The organism is Bartonella capreoli (assembly GCF_902813205.1).
GTDB classification, from domain to species: domain Bacteria; phylum Pseudomonadota; class Alphaproteobacteria; order Rhizobiales; family Rhizobiaceae; genus Bartonella; species Bartonella schoenbuchensis.
Genome location: NZ_CADDZX010000002.1, coordinates 143,014 through 162,952 on the forward strand (window position 1 = coordinate 143,014; position 19,939 = coordinate 162,952).

A 19,939-nucleotide genomic window follows, 5' to 3' on the forward strand; every position below is an offset into this window, starting at 1 on the left:
ATGGCACGCAATCGCACTCAATTTATCTGTCAAAATTGTAGTACCGTCTACTCACGCTGGGCTGGAAAATGTGATTCTTGTGGGGAGTGGAACTCCCTTGTCGAAGAAGGTACGAACAGTGGCATTGGCAGTGGGCCAACGCAAAATATTCGTCAAGGGCGTATCATAACGTTGACTTCTCTTTCTGGAGATCTTGAAGATGCTCCACGTATTCATTCTGGTATTTCTGAACTTGATCGTGTGACCGGTGGTGGCTTTGTTCGAGGATCAGCATTACTTGTTGGTGGTGATCCAGGTATTGGCAAATCAACTTTGCTTACACAAACGGCAGCTGCATTATCGCGAAAAGGGTATAATGTCATTTATGTTTCTGGTGAAGAGGCTGTTGCACAAATCCGTCTACGAGCACAAAGGCTTGGCGCACATGATACAACAGTTAAACTTGCTGCAGAAACCAATGTTGAAGACATTTTAACAACTTTAAATGCGCATAAAAAACTTGATCTAGTTATTATCGATTCAATTCAAACTCTATGGTCAGATGCAGCCGATTCAGCTCCTGGAAGTGTAACACAAGTACGCATTAGCGCCCAAGCAATCATACGCTTTGCTAAAAAAACAGGGGCAGCTGTTGTTCTTGTTGGGCATGTTACAAAAGATGGGCAAATTGCTGGTCCCCGTGTTGTTGAACACATGGTTGATGGTGTTCTCTATTTTGAAGGCGAGAATAGTCATTGTTATCGAATTCTTAGAACTGTGAAAAATCGCTTTGGACCAACTGATGAAATTGGTGTTTTTGAAATGTCCGACAAAGGTCTAAAAGAAGTCACCAATCCATCCGAACTATTTTTAGGTGAACGTAATGAAAAAGCTCCAGGAGCTGCTGTCTTTGCAGGAATGGAGGGAACACGCCCTATATTGGTGGAAATTCAAGCTCTTGTTGCACCTTCTTCGCTTGGTACACCACGGCGTGCTGTTTTAGGGTGGGATGGAAATCGTCTTTCAATGATTCTCGCCGTATTAGAAGCTCACTGTGGTATTCGTTTTGGACAACATGATGTCTACCTTAATGTTGCAGGTGGTTACAAAATATCAGAACCCGCAGCTGACTTAGCCGTTGCAGCAGCTTTAGTATCCTCGCTTGTAAACATTCCTCTTCCAACTCATTATGTATATTTTGGTGAAGTTAGCCTTTCAGGAACAATTCGCGCTGTTACTCATTCAGGACAACGTGTCAAAGAAGCTCAAAAACTCGGTTTTCAAGGTGCTGTTCAGCCCGCAATAACAACCGAAATGATAAAATCAACAACCTTTCAACAAAAAATATTTTCCGACCTTTCTGAATTTGTTGCCACTATTGTTGCAAGTAAAAAATGACTGTCATACAAATAATAATATAGAATCACTTCTATAAAGTACAAAAGAGCCTTGCTATAAAATAGAAACTAGCATAACAGAAAATGTTCTTACGTACTTTTAGACTGATTAAAATAAAACGTAATTTTACATAACCTATACAAGGAGCAAACAAATGAGTGTAACAGTTCTTGATGGCATTGTCATTGCAATCATCCTGTTTTCTTCTTTTCTAGCCATGCTCCGAGGTTTTTCCCGCGAAGTTTTATCATTGCTTTCTTGGGTAATTTCAGCTGTTATCACACTGTTTTTATTTAAACCTGTATTGCCTTTTGTTGAACAATACCTCTCTAACGAAACAGTCGCATTAATAGCTACATTAGTTACGATTTTTATTATTGCTCTAATTATTATTTCTCTCATTACAATGAAAATTTCTGATTTTATCATTGATAGTCGAATCGGCAAACTTGATCGCACTATTGGTTTTATCTTTGGAGCATTTCGCGGTTTATTAATCACAGTTATTGGCATTTTACTTATTAATGCACTTATTAAACCTGAACAACAATCTCATTGGCTGAAAGATGCAAAAACAAAGCCTATGTTGGATTCATTAAGCCAACAAATTTGGGAATTGTTGCCTAAAAATCCCGATTATGCCCTCGAAAAACTGGAAAAGCTCTTTAACAAAAATGACTTTTCCGCAAGATTTTGAAAATACTAACCAAAACATATCTCTACAGAATAAATTAGAGTTTTTATTTGAGAACTGGTCTTAAATAATATGTAGTAGTTGTGATATTAATCATTTAACATCATTACTGAAAGTAATATGATGACAAAAATTAATATTCCTTATCAGGAACCCTCATTTGACGATGATACCCTTCATGAAGAATGTGGAGTGTTTGGTATTCTTGGGCACAAAGATGCAGCAACACTAACAGCTCTTGGACTCCATGCGCTACAACACCGTGGGCAAGAAGCCGCTGGAATTGTTTCTTATCACAACAAGATGTTTCATCAAGAAAAACACCTAGGCCTTGTTGGAGATCACTACACAAATCCTGCAACACTTGCCCGTTTGCCTGGGGATCGTGCGATTGGACATACTCGTTATTCAACAACGGGAGAAATAGCATTACGCAATGTACAGCCTCTATTTGCTGAATTAAAAGCCGGAGGTATTGCTATCGCACATAACGGTAATTTAACAAATGGCCTTACATTACGCCATGAATTAATTGCTTCTGGTGCTATCTGTCAATCAACTTCAGACTCTGAAGTCTTTCTCCACCTTATTGCCCGCTCACGTCATGAATCATCATCCGATCGTTTTGTTGATGCTATTCGCCAAGTGGAAGGTGGATATGCCATGTTAGCGCTAACACGTACCAAGCTTATTGCTGCACGTGACCCAATAGGTATTCGGCCACTTGTTTTAGGTGAACTTGATGGTAAACCAATCTTCTGTTCAGAGACCTGTGCACTTGATATTATTGGAGCAAAATACGTTCGTGACATCAAAAATGGCGAAATCATCATATGTGAAATACAAGACAATGGTGAAATCACTACAAAAATTATTAAACCAGAAATAGAAAAACCAGAAAAACTTTGCCTTTTTGAATATGTCTATTTTGCTCGACCTGATTCAATTGTTGGAGGGCGCAGTGTTTATGCAGTTCGTAAAAATATGGGTATCCAATTGGCTCAAGAAGCACCGTGTGAGGGTGATGTTGTTGTCCCCGTTCCTGATGGGGGAACACCTGCTGCAATTGGTTATGCACAAAAAATTGGTATTCCCTTTGAACTCGGCATTATTCGCAATCATTATGTTGGTCGCACTTTTATTGAACCAACTCAACAAATTCGTGCTTTTGGCGTGAAATTAAAACATTCTGCCAACCGCCCTATTATTGAAGGAAAACGTGTCATTCTAGTGGATGATTCCATTGTGCGTGGAACAACATCCACTAAAATCGTACGGATGCTCCGCGATGCAGGAGCAAAAGAAGTTCATATGCGCATTTCCAGCCCAATGATTTTTTATCCTGATTTTTATGGAATCGATACACCTAGAATTGAAGATCTTTTAGCTAATAAATACCCAGACTTAAAATCCATGTGTAATTTCATTGGAGCCGATTCATTAGAATTTCTTTCAACTGATGGCCTTTATCTCGCTACTATAGGGGAAAAACGAAATAACTCTTCCCCTCAATTTACTGATCATTATTTTACTGGCCACTATCCCACACACCTTACCGATCAAAAAAGTATTCCAAAAGTTCATAAATTATCTGTTCTGAAAACAAGAAATTAATAATGAGGAAATCTGATTTTAACCTTTCTGGACGTGTCGCACTGGTCACAGGTGCTTCCAGAGGAATTGGGTATCATTTAGCATTAGAGCTAGCAGCACGGGGTGCTCATATTATAGCCCTTGCACGAACAATTAGTGATTTAACCATGCTTGATACTAAAATCCAAGAGAAAGGTTCCTCCACAACGTTGGTACCACTTGACTTACATAATACACAAGCCATTGACACTCTAAGTACTTCAATTGCTGAACGCTGGAAAAAACTTGATATTATGGTTGTAAATGCAGGAATTCTGGGAATTCTCTCACCAATGGCTCATATTGAAAATATGGTATTTGAAGAAGTGTTTCAAGTGAACCTCATCAATCAATGGCGTTTAATGAAAGCAGTTGAACCTTTATTACGCAAATCGGATGCTGGACGTGTTATTTTTTTATCATCAAGCGTTGCTCACTGCGCACGTGCTTTCTGGGGACCTTATGCAGCCTCTAAAGCTGCTTTAGAAATTATTGCTCGTTGCTGGGCAGAAGAACTTAAAGAAACGTCAATCAAAGTTAATTGCGTTAACCCAGGTGCAACACGCACTGCAATGCGAGTACAAGCTATGCCTAACGAAAATCCTCAGACCTTACCCTCTCCCCAAGAAGTTGCTGAAAAAATAGTACATTTATCTTCACCTTATTTAAAAGAAACAGGTAGGCTTTTTGATGTTCGTAAAAATCAGTTCATGAACTATCATACACCTCATTGATAACAGTTTATATATTGAACTAAACTTCTATAATTTTACTCTGCTTCTTAAAATCAGGTAAAATCTTATGATTCCTGGTCAGTTTGAATGGTTATCTTCTTTGCTTCTAAAGCAGCTCGTTTATTATATGCTAAAGCACTACAAGGTAGAAAAATCATATAGCTAAAAGCTGTTATCAATAAAGTATACCACGTGTAAGTTGCAAGAAAACCAACATAAATAACAATAACCAGCATACACGGCACAACAATATCACGCCTTAATTTTTGACCAATTTCCTTTGCATTCCATACCGGGAAGCGGCTTACTAAAAGAAAAGCGACAACCACAGTATACAAGCTAAAAAATAAAGCCCAACCCCTATTGGGTATCAAACCAAGAGCTCCTAAATAAACAGGCAATAAAAGCAATAATGCCCCTGCTGGTGCAGGAACACCAACAAAATAATTCTTCTGCCATCTTGGTATATCTGTATTATCTAACGTAACATTAAAACGAGCTAACCGCAAACAACAAGCAACACAATACACAAGCGCTGCAACCCAGCCTACTTGATGAACCTGAGCGAGAATAAAAGAATAAACAACAAGAGCAGGAGCAACACCAAAATTAATAACATCAGCAAGTGAATCCATCTGGGCTCCAAAAGATGAACTGCCATCCATCAAACGTGCAACACGACCATCAGCTCCATCTAAAACTGCTGCCAAAAGCACCATCAAAATAGCTGACTCATAGTGATGTTCAAAAGCCAAACGGATACCGCTTATCCCCGCGCAAATCGCTAAGATAGTGATAATATTAGGAATAACAAACCGCATCGGCATAGGTGAACGTAACCGATGCGTAATATCGCCACGTTGCTCTTCAGGATCAAATGAAGAAAATAGCGAAAAAATTTTCATGACTCATCCTAATCAAGTCTAAAGTCAGTTATCTCAGTAGCATCACCAAAAGAACCTAAAACTGTTTCTCCAGCAATTGCTACCTGACCAACAGCGACACGCAATTTTACTTCAGCAGGCATATAAACATCAAGGCGAGAACCAAAACGTATCAACCCAAAACGTTGCCCAGTAATAACAGCATCATCTTTTTGAGACCAACAAACAATTCGACGTGCAATCAACCCCGCTATTTGTACGACACCAATTTTGCCGTGTTCACTGTCAATCACCACCCCATTACGTTCGTTAAATTGACTGGCTTTATCAAGCTCAGCATTCACAAACTTACCCGGATGATAAACAATAGATTCTATTGTACCGCTCATAGGAATGCGATTTACATGACATGAAAAAAGATCCATAAACACAGAAACACACATCATTTCGTCGCTCCCCAACCCTAATTCTGCAGGGGGAACACATGATTCAACACACGAAATACGGCCATCAGCAGGAGAGATAATCCAATTTGAATTTACAGGCGTTACACGTTCTGGATCACGGAAAAAATATATACACCACACGGTTAAAATAAGACCACACCAAAACAACGGGCTCCATATCCAACCAAGAACGAGTGAAACAACAAAAAATGCTATAATAAAAGGATAGCCTTCTTTATGAATTGGGACAAAACTATTACAGATAGATTGAACAATACGCATATAATTTCCTATTCACAAATGATTGAACAATAAATAAACTCCTGTTTTCCCCTCTTCTCTTTTGTATATTTAATCAATTATTTTATACAAAACTAGATATGATTTCCATGTAGATCATTTCTTACGATTAACAACGCCTAGTTCATCTTCTTCACGTATTTTACGTAATTTTTCTTCAGCCTGTGAAACTTCAAGCTGTTTATTCCACATAGAAGCATATAAACCTTTCTTGCTTAAAAGATCAGTGTGATTTCCCTTCTCAATAATACGGCCATTTTTTAATACTAAAATTTCATCAGCATTAATAACAGTAGAAAGGCGATGAGCAATAATTAATGTTGTACGACCACGACTTATAATATCCAATGCGCGCTGAATTTCTTGTTCTGTCGTTGTATCAAGAGCTGCAGTTGCTTCATCTAAAATAAGAAGTGGAGGTGCTTTTAAAAGTGTCCGCGCAATTGCCACGCGTTGTTTCTCACCACCAGATAATTTAAGACCTCGTTCACCTACCATAGACTGAAAGCCCTCTGGAAGCATTTCAATAAATTTTAATATCTGTGCCATTTCAGCAGCCTTGTGTATCTCTTCATCTGTTGCACTAGGGCGCCCATAACGAATATTATATGCAATTGTATCATTAAATAAAACTGTATCTTGCGGCACCATACCGATCACTTCACGTAAACTTTTTTGCGTTACATCACGGATATCCTGTCCGTCAATTGTTATCGACCCTGAGTCAACATCATAAAATCGAAAAAGCAATCGGGAAATCGTTGACTTACCAGCGCCTGATGGCCCAACAATTGCAACTGTTTTACCTCCAGGAATTTCAAAATCGATATCTTTGAGAATTGAACGATCGGAATCATAGGAAAATTTCACCTGATTAAACCGAATAGTACCATTGCTTACCACCAACGGTTTAGCATCTGGTTTATCAACAATTTCCTGCTGAACATCTAAAAGATCAAACATAGCTTCAATATCACTTAAACTCTGCCGAACTTCACGATAAATCGAGCCAATAAAATTCAACGGAATGGAAAGCTGTATTAAAAGCGCATTAATAAAAACAAAGTCCCCTAAAGTTTGTGTCATATGCAAAACTTCATAAGCTGACATTAACATCAGGATTGTCATTCCAATACCAAAAATAAGAGCTTGACCAAAATTAAGCCAACTTAGAGATGTCCAGATTTTTGTTGCAGCTTTTTCATATCCTGCCATAGAAGAATCAAATCGACTTGCTTCCAAAGCTTCATTGCCAAAATATTTGACTGTTTCAAAATTCAAAAGAGAATCAACTGCCCGTGTATTTGCTTCAGTATCAGCCGTATTCATTTCTTGCCGAATACTAATACGCCAATCACTCGCCTTGATCGTAAACCAAGTATACAAACCAACTACCACAACAACGACAAGAAAATAACGCCACCCATAATTTATCAAAAGTACAAACGCCGTTAAAACAAATTCTAAAATGGTCGGCACTGTATTAAGAATTGAAAATCGAACAAGGGCCTCAATCCCCTTTGTGCCACGATCAATCACGCGAGAAAGACCACCAGTCCGCCGCTCTAAATGGAAGCGCAAAGACAATCCGTGAATATGAACAAAAGTCTTATATGCCAATTGACGAATAGCGTATTGACCAACAGTTGCAAAAAGAGAATCACGTAACTGGTTTAATCCAGCTTGAACGATGCGTGCAAAATTATATGCCAAAACCAGCATAATAGGCACCACCCAAATGGATGAAGACCTTGTAAATACTTGAAAAAAGTTTAGATCAAGCGCATTTGTAGCATATTTAAAAAAATACGGCACAGATATGAGAATAAGTTTGGACAAAATAAGATAAAATATTGCCCATACCACACGCATTTTCAGATCAGACCTGGCTGATGGCCACATATAAGGCCACAAATTATAAAGGGTGCGTAGAGTTTGGTCTGAATCTACCGAAACGGTTTTTACTATTTCATTCTGTTTCATAAAGTCTTTAATTTCTTTTATTATTCATAAACATGTAAAAAATAATTTCTAAACTGTCCTCCATAGATTATTTATTACCTTTCCTTCACCTCTGAATAACCTATATGCTTATGGAAATTTCAGGTTAGACCATTTTCGATAAAGGAACAAGAAACAATCCGCTATAAGATTTATCGTTTTTGTCTGTATTTTCGTACCATTCTGCTACGAATAAATCTTCTACTTTCACATGCTTTTTTTTCAATTCTGCTTTAAGCCACGTCTTTGATTTATTAATTGCTTTAAGGCCTTCTCCGAGAATTTCACCATTTTGTATCACAATGGTAGATTTTTTACCTTCTTCCTTCTTAATTACAGAAAAATCACCATTGGTTTCCAAACGAACAAAAGCTGCCTCATGTAAACTACAGCCTTTAATACGCAACATGGTAATTAGATCACTTATACTAATGCGCAAACGCTTAATTTCATCTATTTGAAATACACCATCTGAAACTAATATAACATTCCCTCCCGCAATAAGCCGGTGAAAAAAAACTGAATGCCGCGCAAAAAAATTAAGAAATGTGATCAAAGTTTGCCAAATAAATAAAACAAGCAATAATTGGATACTACTAATGCTCGGGTTATAAATAACCCCCCCAATAATGCCCCCCATTACAAAATTACTCACCAAATCAACTGGCGTCATTTGACTGAGATTACCACGACCTGTTGTTCTTAAAATTAACAAAAAAGCGGTAAGGCCCACAACTAACTTAAGCGCGATATATCCATAAAAGCATAAAAATTCCATCAAACTCTCTCCTTTTTTATGAGAGCTGCTGGAACATAGGAATTATTGTCGTTTTATTTCCCACGTAGTAATACGCTTACCAGTCTGCGGGTCTTTTTCATCTTTTAATGAGATCCCCCCTACTGCAAGCTCATCACGAATTTTATCCGCAGCTTCCCACTCTTTATTATGGATAAGTCGTAGCCTTTCGGCAATGCGCTGATCAATAAATTTTGAATCAAGATATGTCTTTCTAACAAAAAGCGGGCATTCTATTTCTTGAACCCACTCTTGGCGCAATAGCCCAAATAAATCCATACCGCGTGCAAGAGCTATAGCATTTCCTTCTTTATAAAATCTTCGTAAAATAGTAAATGCATTTGAAGTGTTAAGATCATCACTTAATGTATTGATTAAAGATTCATCTATAGATTTATCGTCATCCAAACAACATTTCTCACAGCGAAGAAATTCATACCAACGATATAACTCGCTACTAGATTGCGCTAAGCGATGAGTTGTCCAATTTAACGGTTCACGATAATGAGTTTGCAACATTGAAAAACGGATAGACAAACCTGCCCAGTTTTGTCTTATTTCATCTGTCAAAGCATCATTAAATTCAAGAAAATCACTTTCTAATAGAGAACGAATAGTGATAAAATTACCAAGGCTTTTGGACATTTTTTTGCCTTCAACCTGCAAAAAACCATTATGCATCCAAAAATTAGCCATTCGCTCAGTTCCAAAAGCTGAACAACTTTGTGCAATCTCATTTTCATGATGAGGAAAAAGTAAATCAATACCACCACCATGGATATCAAAAACATTTGCTACAGGATCATCACAATTTAAACCACCACCATAAGGAGCCAACAACTTCGCCATCGACATTGCTGAGCATTCAATATGCCAACCCGGGCGCCCTAAACCAGGGATTCCTGCTGGCGATGGCCAACCTGGTTCCCATTCCTGAGAGGGTTTCCATAAAACAAAATCCATTTTCTCTTTTTTATAAATAGCAATATCTATACGTGAGTCTGCTCTCATTTCATCAAGCGATCGTTTTGCAAATTCGCCATAACGGGGGTATTCCCCCATACTGCTTATAGAAAATAATATATGATTTCCTGCTATATAAGCATGTCCTCTTTCAAGAAGTCTTTCAATCAAAGATCGTATTTCTTCCAAATGATCGGTTGCACGTGGCTGGCTAGTTGGTAATAAACAACCAAGCACTTCTGTATCCTTTTGAAATTGGTCATATGTACATTCTGTTAATTGACGAATAGCATCATTTAATGCAAGCTCCGGATATTTATGGATTGCTCGTGCATTAATCTTATCATCAACATCCGTAATATTACGGGCATATATCACATGGTCCTCGCCATAAACATGACGTAAAAAACGAAATAAAATATCAAAAACAATTACAGAACGCGCATTACCAATATGAGCATAATCATAAACTGTCGGACCACAAACATAAAGACGTACCTTAGCAGCATCAATCGGTGTAAAATTTTCTTTTTTGCGTGTAAGCGTGTTATAAAACCGCAGATTTCCCATAATTATGCTCCGTTAGTGATATTACTTGGTGTCGCTCCGGCAAAACTTACTCATATTATGAGTTAATAACACTGCTTGAAAAAAATAGCGCGATATTGGTTTTTTATTTCCAACATCGAACTATTTGATCCATATAATGCAAAAAATATTAATTAACGATAACTAATAAATACATACTAAATACATAATACGTGCATAAAGCAATCAAAACAGATCAAGTTGTTTATTATTTTGATAATGGATAAATAAACCATTTCATTTAGCAAATGATACTGCTTCAAGAATATCTGGAATATTTGGCAACATATCAGTTATATTATCTACTTCATCTATAACAGAATAAAACTCAAATACCGTATTCTGACATTTTGATAAAATCCCATAACACTTTTCTTCCAATAATAACAATCAAATCACTACATAACATTGTTACGACTTATAATCGCAAGTATAAAATGATAAATGGAAGATAATATTGTTTGAACAGATAAGCGCATAATGATCATTATAGTATTTTTTGCAAATTCTTTCATATCACTTCAGATTTCCATAAGCCTTACCTAAAACAATAAGACCTTCATTTTACAACAAATGAAGCCATGATTTTCACATCATATTTTTATTTAAAGAATTCAGTTTGTTGGTACCATTATGTCGATAACTCAATATATAAACAAAGGCTGTTTTCTCTTTTTTATTATTTAAAATGAATATTAAACACTAACAATCAATATCATGCTGCTTGATCTAAAGAGGAATGAGCCCTTAATACACGGTAAATTATCATTACAAAACAAAAAGATAACGCGTGCTGAGAAGTTTTGAATTTACTTTACAAAAACAATAATTGCTCAAAAATGCATTACCTATAAGTTCATTTTATAGGTACAACCTGTTTAATAACCAAAGAACAAAAACTTACTTCTATTGAAACATCAAATTGAAGCGTAAATTTTAATGGAATTGTAAACAGTATTAAACCAGAAATTCTTGTAACAACTGCTTTTGTACACCATGTTATAATATTAACATTCTCCGTAAACATAATCAGAAAAACAAGCTTTAAAGTTGTTTTCATATATTGCGTAACAAAATTGTTATGAGTGCCCTTTTTCACAAAAGACAATTATTTAAACAACACACCAAGCTTTTAGTCTTATTATGCTAATGCTTCTATAAATTTAACAGGTTCACCTTGCGACGGTGTAACAATTTCACCTTCCCACATAACCCGCATTCCACGAATAATTGTCCCAACTGGCCAACCTTTAACTTTTTTGCCATCATAAGGTGTCCACCCTGCTCGTGAACCAATATGTGCATTGGTTATAATCTCCTCCCGCTTAAGATCAATAATGGTTAAGTCAGCATCATATCCAACTGCAATGCGTCCTTTACAGCTGATACCAAAAACGCGACTAGGACCATGCGAGGTGAGATCAACAAAGCGTTCAAGAGATATCCTCCCCGTATTCACATGAGTCAGCATAATTGCTGCTGTGGTTTGAACACCTGTCATACCCGAAGGTGAAAGAGGATAAGACTTATGCTTTTCTTCAAGCGTATGAGGAGCGTGATCTGAACCTAAAACATCAATGATACCTTGCTGAACACCGTACCAAAGACCTTTACTGTGGTGGCTTTCACGAATAGGTGGATTCATCTGGATCAATGTGCCAAGCCTTTGATAATCATCAGAAGTCAAAGTCAAATGATGTTGAGTTACCTCAATTGTCGCTAAATCCTTATGATGTTTCAGAAAATCAATTTCTTCCGCTGTAGAAAGATGTAACACATGGACGCGTTTCCCCATTTCGCGCGCAATTTTAATTAAACGTTGTGTACATTTCAAAGCAGCAATTTCATCACGCCAAACTAGATGTGATGATACATCTCCCTTAACGCAAAGCGCTTTACGTTCATTGAGCCGCTCCTCATCTTCACAATGAAAAGCTGCGCGACGACGCGTATTTTTCAAAATTAGACGGACACCTTCATCATCATCAACTAAAAGATTACCTGTAGAAGACCCCATAAATACTTTAATTCCAGCAGCTCCGGGAAGTCTCTCTAATTCAGCCAATTCATGCGCATTTTCACGTGTTCCCCCAACCCAAAACGCAAAATCACAATGCATCCGATGAAATCCGCGTTTAACTTTATCAGTCAACATCTCTTCTGTTATCGTCAGTGGATTTGTATTAGGCATTTCAAAAACCGTTGTAACCCCCCCTAAAACCGCAGAACGAGAACCACTTTCTAGATCTTCCTTATGTGCGTGCCCTGGCTCACGAAAATGAACCTGGCTATCAATGATACCTGGTAAAATATGAAGCCCTGTACAGTCGATCACCTCATTAGCAGATGCACACGTCAGGTCACCAATTTCAGCAATACGGCCATTCGTGATACCAATATCACGTTTGCCACTTCCATCATGATTAACAAGTGTTGCACCTTTAAAAATTGTATCAAATGTTTTAAACACAGCCATACTCCTTAGACATCATCTCTTTACCGATTATGTAACTCTGGGCAGAAAGGCAAGGACCATGATCGAAAAACAAAACACTATTAGCTTAAAAAACCGCAAAATTATTAAAGTTATAGGTGAAGAAGCAACACGTTTCCTACAAGCCCTAATTACAACAGATGTTGAAAAAATCAACTCACAAGAACTCTTCCCTGGTGCTCTTTTATCACCACAAGGAAAAGTTATTGCTGATTTTCTAATCGGTAAAATAGACCAAGGCTATATGATTGATATCGCTGCACCTTTAGCTGACACCTTTCAACAACGCCTTATCCTTTATAAGTTACATACAAAAGTGGAAATTACACAACCATTACAATTAGTTGTTACAGTTTTTTGGAAAACTGAAATAAGTACTTGTGATTTTGATTTAAGTTTTATTGATAAACGATTTCCAAAAAAGGAAAAAATGGTACGTGTTTATGGAAAAATACCGTTTCTTGCTTCAGAACATAATGATAATTGGAACCGAATGCGTATCCGCTATGCAATTGCAGAAAGTGGGCAAGATTATGAAATAGGTAAAGTCTTTCCTCATGATATTAATTACGATCAAATTAGTGGATTATCATTCAATAAAGGTTGTTATATCGGACAGGAAGTTGTTTCACGAATGCACCACCGCAGAGCAGCTCGTCGCCGTTTTTTGATAGTAAAAGGCCAGCATAAATTAATGCCAGGATCCACTATTCAAGCCGGCACTAAAATACTTGGTGAATTAGGAACATGTGTAGAAAACGAAGCTTTAGCTTTAATGCGTATTGACCATGTTAAAGATGTTATGGACAAACATATTCCGTTTACAATAGAAAATCTTCCTGTAACAATAAATATTGCTGAAAATATGAACTTCAGCTTTCCTGAAAACACCGTGGAAACTAACTAATGGCTAAAGCTGAATTATCACAAGATGGAACAGCACGTGCTTGGCAAAGAATGCTTTCTGGTCGGCGGCTTGATTTACTTAATCCTTCTCCTCTTGACATCGAAATTGAAGATATCGCACACGGCCTTTCTCGTGTTGCACGCTGGAACGGCCAAACACACGGTGAGCATACATATTCTGTCGCGCAACATTCACTTTTAGTAGAACAAATATTTCAGATACTCTTTCCACAATCCCACAATAACGAATGTCTTTTAGCTCTTCTCCATGATGCATCAGAATATGTTATTGGTGATATGATTTCACCTTTTAAAGCTGTTATAGGAAAACAGTATCAGCTTGTCGAAAAACGCATACAAGATACCATCTGCATACGCTTTTCTTTACCTGTTAATCCACCTCACAAACTATTAAAAAAAATCAAACAAGCTGATCGTATTGCTGCTTTCTACGAAGCTGTCACTCTTGCTGGCTTTAGTACAAAAGAAGCCATGCGTTATTTTGGTTCTCCAAATAATATTTTACCCGATAAACTTAATTTGCAGCCCTATTCCACACAACAAATTGAAAATGCCTTTTTAACCCGCTTTCGTGATATAGATAGTCAAAGATGATATTCATATCTTTTTAGTCACTTGTCTTTTGTTTTTACGGGAATAAAACGCAAAGTATCTTAGCTTATAGCCCCACCAGTTGGATAAATATTAAAATATCTCATGCAACTTTTTATTACATATTATCTTTATAGTCATACCTTGTTTGAATATGGTTTATAAATAGAACAGAATTTGTTTTCTTTCTTATTTCTATTAATTTGGAGATTACCTAATCCATAATCTTTGTTTCTTCTATTATCTGTAGTTTACCATTACAAAATAAATATCATTGATTCTCAATGCATTGCTACAAATACTTTAAGATATACAAAAAGATTTCAGGATCTCATTAATCAATGAGATATAGACAGAATAGTCATATGAAAAATATGTTCAAATTTAGTGTAAGCAAAACGTACTTAAGAAAATTTCTTTTATCTTACGCTGCATATAACTAATATATTTTTATAGGGTTTTCTCTTAAACCTAATTTTATTTTGGCTTATAAATTTCTGAATCAGATGGAAAAGCACGTGACTTAACATCATGTGCATAATTTTTAATTGCTGTATCCATTGCTTGCTCAAAAGCACCATAACGACGTACAAATTTAGGTACCCAAGCCCCGTAACCCAACATATCTTCCATCACTAAGATCTGCCCATCACACTGATTGGATGCACCAATACCAATAGTAGGAATAGAAAGATTTTTTGTGATCTTCACTGCTAAGGGTTCTACTACCCCCTCTAATACAACAGCAAAAGCACCTGCCTCTTCAACCGCTGTTGCGTCAGCCTCAATCTTTAACCGATCATTTTCAGTGCGCCCTTGTACCTTAAAACTACCAAAACGATTTACCGCTTGTGGTGTAAGGCCAACATGCCCCATAACTGGGATACCCCGTTGGCATAAAAAATCAATTGTTTTAGCCATATAAATGCCACCTTCAAGCTTGACTGCACCACACCCTGTTTCTGCAATAATCCGTGATGCATTCTCAAAGGCCTGCTGTGGACTTTTCTCATAAGAACCAAAAGGCATATCAACAACTACAAGCGCTTTTTGAGAACCACGTACGACCGCTTGTCCGTGTAAAACCATCATATCCATAGTAACAGGCAGTGTTGTATCAAAACCATGCACAACCATACCAACGCTATCACCAACCAAAAGAAAATCACAATATGGATCAGCAATCCGCGCGCTATAAGCCTGATAGGCTGTTAGAGCAATAATTGGTTCTTGTCCCTTTTTCGACCGTATTTCAGAAGAAGAAACACGCTTTATAGCTTTATGTGAATCCATTTTTAGTTTCCATATGTAAAATACATTAATCAATAAGTCTGACTTCACTAAAATTAAGAGTCAGCAATAAAACTGCAAAAATACATAAAAAAGCCTTTTTACATGTAATTTCAGCGTCAAAAAACGCTTTTATAGAATTTTTAAGGGTCCAATTAATGCTTATAAACCTCTGTATCAGCTGGAAAAGCACGTGATTTAACATCATTTGCATAATTTTTGACTGCTGTAGCCACTACTTCCTCAAAAGAACCATACCGACGTACAAATTTAGGCATCCAGCTACCATAACCTAACCAAGTATTATAGCCTAACATATCCTCCATTACCAAAATCTGCCCATCACACTGATTGGACGCACCAACACCAATAGTAGGAATAGAGAGCTTTTCTGTAAGCCTTATTGCTAATGGCTCTACTACCGCTTCCACCATAACAGCAAAAGCACCAGCTTCCTCAACTGCCAATGCATCAGCTTCAATCTGGAGCCAACTCTTCTCATCGCGCCCTTGTACCTTAAACCCCTCTAAACGAACTGTATGTGGCATGAGACCAATATGACATATAACTGGAATACCACGTTTGTGCAAAAACCTAACCGTTTCAGCCATATGAACACCACCTTCAAGTTTGACTGCACCACAACCTGTTTCTGCAATAATCCGTGACGCATTTTTAAAAGCCTGCTGTGGACTTTCTTCATAAGAACCAAAAGGCATATCAACAACCACAAGCGCTCTTTGAGAACCACGCATAACGGCTTTTCCGTACAAAATCATCATATCTACATCGACAGGTAATGTTGTATCAAACCCGTGCACAATCATAGCAACGCTGTCGCTCACTAAAAGAAAGTCGCAATATGGGTCAGCAATTCGAGCACTATAAGCCTGGTAAACCATTAAAGAAACGATTGGCTCTTGACCCTTTTTGGAGCGTATTTCAGAAGCAGTAATACGATTTATAGTTTTATATGAAGTCATTGTTGTATTTCCTATTGTAAAATATATTGATCAATAAGTCTGACCTCACCAAAGCGGACGCATAGTAATAAAACAGCAGGTTTATTCAGTTTTCCTCTAAACATGCATAAAGTTTCCATGTCTCTTAAATCTATTGACTCAATGATAGCACGCGGTTCTTTTTGCAAAATATCACGGGCAATTTTGCACAGTTTATTAACTGATCGTTCACCTTGACTATAAAGCCTTACAACAGCCTCACCGCTTTCAGGAATAATTTTTGCAGCTTTGCGATCTTCTAATGTTAAAAGCTGATTGCGTGAAGAGCTGGCTACACCATCTGCATCACGTAAAATAGGTACACCAACAATTTCAACAGGAAAAGCTAAATCCTTAACCATACGACGAATAATGAGAAGCTGTTGAAAATCTTTTTCCCCAAAAAAAGCCTTATCTGGCTGCACAATATTAAAAAGCTTAGCAACAACACTGGTTACACCACAAAAATGCCCTGGGCGTAATTTTCCTATTAAAACATGTGATAATTTTTCTACCCTTACAACTGTCTCATTTCCCAGCGGCCACATTTCCTCTGTAGAAGGTGCAAAAACATATTCAACACCCGCTTTTTTCAACAAAGCACAATCGCCCGCAAGATCTCTTGGGTACATATCAAAACCTTCATGAGGTCCAAATTGCTTTGGATTAACAAAAATAGAAACTAACACTCGATCACACATTACTTTTGCCTGTTGCACCAAAGCAATATGACCACCATGCAATGCTCCCATAGTTGGAACAAAACCAATCGATAATCCTAAACGTTGCTCCTTTGCGATACATTGCCGTACTTCAGCAATTGTTTTTAAGATTTGCATATTTAAATTATACCTATTTTATAAAATCAGTAAATTGACTCTTTCATACAAAATCGCCGTTCAAATAAGTTTATTAAATTAACGCGAACCGATGGTTGTTGTATCCTTCTTGGCTCCCAAACATGGCGTGTTAAAAAAAAATTTGTTAAAGCAAACCCATTTCTCATATCATTAAAATCAATAGGACGACTGGCTCTTTGTATAAGAAACTGCGGTAGAGGTAAAAGTTTATCTCTCCAAAGATACCCTGCTTCTTCACTCACAGCACGTCCTGATTTTGGTGACACATAATGAAGGTTTTCCCGACAACCTGTTACAACACAACAAGATAAATCAAGACCAAATCCAAGTTCTTTAAGAAGCCGCATTTCAAAACGTATAAGTAATTCAGCGATAACAAACCATTCATCAAAATTCTGCATAAAAATATGCAACATATCATATAAAATAGGGTGAGGATCACGTTCGGGAAGAAGGCGTAAATAAGAAGCCATCAACTGCAAAGTATAAAGCGCTTCTGGTATGAGCATTAATCTTGAAGCATGTAAATCAAGCGCTTCAAGCTTAAATAATCCCAAATGCTCATCCAAACGTGCCCACCATTCAGCCTCAACAAAATTTCCAGGTTGAAGAAGAGCCGCCATACTACGAGAACGCCCCCCCTTTACCATTCCCATATAGCGACCATGCTGACGTGTCATAATTTCAAGAATAACGCTCGTTTCACCATGCTGACGTGTACCAAGGATAATAGCCTGCTCTTTCCATCTCATTTTATTTTAAAAAATCTAATCCCATTTCTTGGTAGCGCTCTGGATTAGTACTCCAATTATCACGCACTTTCACAAAAAGAAAAAGGTGAACTTTTTGTTCCATGATTTCCATTAATTCCTCACGCGCTGCTTGACCAATCGCTTTAATTGTATCACCTCCCGCTCCTAAAACAATTTTTTTCTGACTATCACGCTCTACATAGATAACCTGATTAATTTTAACTGATCCATCTGGACGTTCCTCCCAATTTTCTGTTTCAACTGTAGAGGAATAAGGAATTTCTTCATGGAGACGAAGAAAAAGTTTTTCACGCGTGATTTCAGCAGCAAGTTGACGCATAGGCATATCCGAAACTTGATCTTCTGAATAGTACCATGGCCCCTCTTGCATCATTGTACTTAGATAATGAAGTAAATCCTTACAACCCGAACCATTTAAAGCTGAAATCATAAATGTCTGCAAAAACTTCATTCGTTCATTAATTTTAGCGGTTAATGCTAAAAGAGATGTTCTTGCAACTGTATCAATCTTATTAAGAACAAGAATTTTATCCTGTTTAATATTTTCTAAAACATTCAACATTGCATCAACTTCGTCCGAAAGACCATTTTGAACATCAATTAAAATTAACAGGATATCAGCACCTCTAGCACCGCCCCAAGCAGCAGAAACCATAGCGTGCTCTAACCGCTTATGAGGACGAAAAACGCCTGGGGTATCAATGAGAACAATTTGAGTATTCTCATAAATAACAATACCACGCACCAAAGTTCGTGTTGTTTGTACCTTATGGGTTACAATTGAAACTTTTGTTCCAACCAACTGATTAACTAATGTCGACTTACCAGCATTGGGCACCCCAATGAGCGCAACAAAACCACAGCGTGTTTTGATAACATCATTCATGATCACTTTTCTCTATTGATTGCCATACACCTTCACGTCGTAAAATTTTTTCAGCAGCTACTCTTTCAGCATGTCGTTTAGAACTGCCTTGCCCAATCTCAGGTGCAAAACCAAAAACTTTTACTTCAACCATAAAAATGGGATCATGATCTGGTCCATAACGCTTCACAACTCGATATTGCGGCTGTGCACCATCTTGTGTATGAGCCCATTCTTGCAACTCTGTTTTGGCATCACGCCTACCGGCATCCATCTTCCTTGCACGATCTTGCCAATATTTTCGGATGAAAGACCGTACACACTCCAAATCCCCATCAAGGTACATTACAGCAATTAACGCTTCAATGACATCGGCATACATATTAGCTACCCGGCGATTCTCTAAGTTTTTCATTTCAAAACCAACATGAATCATATCAGGCAAACCCATTTCTAGCGCAATCTCAGCGCATGTTTGCGTATTCACTAAGCCATTTAAACGTACCGATAATTCACCTTCACTAGCGTGTGGAAAAAATTGATACAACATCTCCGCAACCAAAAGCCCAAGAACGCGATCACCTAGAAATTCCAACCGCTCATAATTGCCTTCCGATAACCCTTGAACACTAGAATGTGTCAATGCTCTTTTTAATCTATCTTCATTCTTAAAGCGATGCCCCGTCAGCTTTTCAAGCTGATCAATGATGTGACGCTTCATCA

At 37.5% G+C, this 19,939-nt stretch carries 18 protein-coding genes; 6 read left to right on the plus strand and 12 right to left on the minus strand.

What is annotated here, in order from left to right:
- From radA to J7R05_RS02635, 4 genes are all read left to right on the plus strand, one after another.
- Nucleotides 1-1,377, plus strand: a complete 1,377-nt coding sequence (gene radA / locus J7R05_RS02620; RefSeq protein ID WP_078689575.1) for a DNA repair protein RadA — start codon at nucleotides 1-3, stop codon at nucleotides 1,375-1,377.
- A gap of 154 nt (nucleotides 1,378-1,531) precedes the next feature.
- A complete protein-coding gene (locus tag J7R05_RS02625; RefSeq protein ID WP_208541080.1) occupies nucleotides 1,532-2,074 on the plus strand; it encodes a CvpA family protein in 543 nt (180 codons plus the stop codon).
- Nucleotides 2,075-2,194: 120 nt separating this feature from the next.
- Nucleotides 2,195-3,685, plus strand: a complete 1,491-nt coding sequence (gene purF / locus J7R05_RS02630) for an amidophosphoribosyltransferase (protein ID WP_208541206.1) — start codon at nucleotides 2,195-2,197, stop codon at nucleotides 3,683-3,685.
- A gap of 2 nt (nucleotides 3,686-3,687) precedes the next feature.
- On the plus strand, nucleotides 3,688-4,437 hold the full coding sequence (locus J7R05_RS02635; protein ID WP_208541081.1) for an SDR family NAD(P)-dependent oxidoreductase: 750 nt from the start codon (nucleotides 3,688-3,690) through the stop codon (nucleotides 4,435-4,437).
- A gap of 65 nt (nucleotides 4,438-4,502) precedes the next feature.
- Here the strand turns inward: J7R05_RS02635 and pssA are convergent, their stop codons facing one another.
- The 6 genes from pssA to J7R05_RS02665 all read right to left on the minus strand — a co-directional run bounded on the left by pssA (nucleotide 4,503) and on the right by J7R05_RS02665 (nucleotide 12,885).
- Entirely contained in the window at nucleotides 4,503-5,342 is an 840-nt protein-coding gene (pssA, locus tag J7R05_RS02640) for a CDP-diacylglycerol--serine O-phosphatidyltransferase (RefSeq protein WP_208541082.1), read from the minus strand.
- 8 nt (nucleotides 5,343-5,350) lie between these two features.
- Nucleotides 5,351-6,049: a phosphatidylserine decarboxylase gene (locus tag J7R05_RS02645; RefSeq protein WP_208541083.1), complete on the minus strand. Its 699-nt coding sequence runs from the start codon at nucleotides 6,047-6,049 to the stop codon at nucleotides 5,351-5,353.
- Nucleotides 6,050-6,163: 114 nt separating this feature from the next.
- Nucleotides 6,164-8,050: an ABCB family ABC transporter ATP-binding protein/permease gene (locus J7R05_RS02650; RefSeq protein WP_208541084.1), complete on the minus strand. Its 1,887-nt coding sequence runs from the start codon at nucleotides 8,048-8,050 to the stop codon at nucleotides 6,164-6,166.
- Nucleotides 8,051-8,174: 124 nt separating this feature from the next.
- Nucleotides 8,175-8,846 carry a DUF421 domain-containing protein gene (locus J7R05_RS02655; RefSeq protein WP_208541085.1) on the minus strand — a complete coding sequence of 224 codons (672 nt, stop codon included), beginning with the start codon at nucleotides 8,844-8,846 and terminating at the stop codon, nucleotides 8,175-8,177.
- A gap of 42 nt (nucleotides 8,847-8,888) precedes the next feature.
- Complete coding sequence (gene cysS / locus J7R05_RS02660; RefSeq protein WP_208541086.1) at nucleotides 8,889-10,397, minus strand: cysteine--tRNA ligase; 1,509 nt, start codon at nucleotides 10,395-10,397, stop codon at nucleotides 8,889-8,891.
- Nucleotides 10,398-11,556: 1,159 nt separating this feature from the next.
- On the minus strand, nucleotides 11,557-12,885 hold the full coding sequence (locus J7R05_RS02665; RefSeq protein WP_208541207.1) for a dihydroorotase: 1,329 nt from the start codon (nucleotides 12,883-12,885) through the stop codon (nucleotides 11,557-11,559).
- 64 nt (nucleotides 12,886-12,949) lie between these two features.
- Between J7R05_RS02665 and ygfZ the strand changes: the two genes are divergently transcribed.
- Both ygfZ and J7R05_RS02675 read left to right on the plus strand, forming a co-directional pair.
- Nucleotides 12,950-13,816, plus strand: a complete 867-nt coding sequence (gene ygfZ / locus J7R05_RS02670; RefSeq protein ID WP_208541087.1) for a CAF17-like 4Fe-4S cluster assembly/insertion protein YgfZ — start codon at nucleotides 12,950-12,952, stop codon at nucleotides 13,814-13,816.
- Entirely contained in the window at nucleotides 13,816-14,430 is a 615-nt protein-coding gene (locus J7R05_RS02675) for a YfbR-like 5'-deoxynucleotidase (RefSeq protein ID WP_208541088.1), read from the plus strand. The genes ygfZ and J7R05_RS02675 overlap by 1 nt, the downstream gene beginning before the upstream one ends.
- Nucleotides 14,431-14,904: 474 nt before the next feature.
- On the opposite strand, the gene panB (J7R05_RS02680) is transcribed toward J7R05_RS02675, so the two are convergent.
- The 6 genes from panB (J7R05_RS02680) to rnc all read right to left on the minus strand — a co-directional run bounded on the left by panB (J7R05_RS02680) (nucleotide 14,905) and on the right by rnc (nucleotide 19,937).
- The gene (gene panB, locus J7R05_RS02680; RefSeq protein ID WP_208541089.1) at nucleotides 14,905-15,720 is read right to left on the minus strand and encodes a 3-methyl-2-oxobutanoate hydroxymethyltransferase; all 816 of its coding nucleotides are present in this window, start codon (nucleotides 15,718-15,720) and stop codon (nucleotides 14,905-14,907) included.
- Between the two features lie 152 nt (nucleotides 15,721-15,872).
- A complete protein-coding gene (gene panB / locus J7R05_RS02685; RefSeq protein ID WP_208541090.1) occupies nucleotides 15,873-16,700 on the minus strand; it encodes a 3-methyl-2-oxobutanoate hydroxymethyltransferase in 828 nt (275 codons plus the stop codon).
- Between the two features lie 11 nt (nucleotides 16,701-16,711).
- Nucleotides 16,712-17,557: a pantoate--beta-alanine ligase gene (gene panC, locus J7R05_RS02690; RefSeq protein WP_208541091.1), complete on the minus strand. Its 846-nt coding sequence runs from the start codon at nucleotides 17,555-17,557 to the stop codon at nucleotides 16,712-16,714.
- Between the two features lie 26 nt (nucleotides 17,558-17,583).
- Complete coding sequence (gene recO, locus J7R05_RS02695) at nucleotides 17,584-18,330, minus strand: DNA repair protein RecO (protein ID WP_208541092.1); 747 nt, start codon at nucleotides 18,328-18,330, stop codon at nucleotides 17,584-17,586.
- Between the two features lies 1 nt (nucleotide 18,331).
- The gene (gene era / locus J7R05_RS02700; RefSeq protein WP_208541093.1) at nucleotides 18,332-19,237 is read right to left on the minus strand and encodes a GTPase Era; all 906 of its coding nucleotides are present in this window, start codon (nucleotides 19,235-19,237) and stop codon (nucleotides 18,332-18,334) included.
- Nucleotides 19,230-19,937 (minus strand): ribonuclease III, encoded by a 708-nt coding sequence (rnc, locus tag J7R05_RS02705; RefSeq protein WP_208541208.1) that lies wholly within the window; start codon nucleotides 19,935-19,937, stop codon nucleotides 19,230-19,232. The genes era and rnc overlap by 8 nt, the downstream gene beginning before the upstream one ends.
- Nucleotides 19,938-19,939 lie beyond the last annotated feature (2 nt).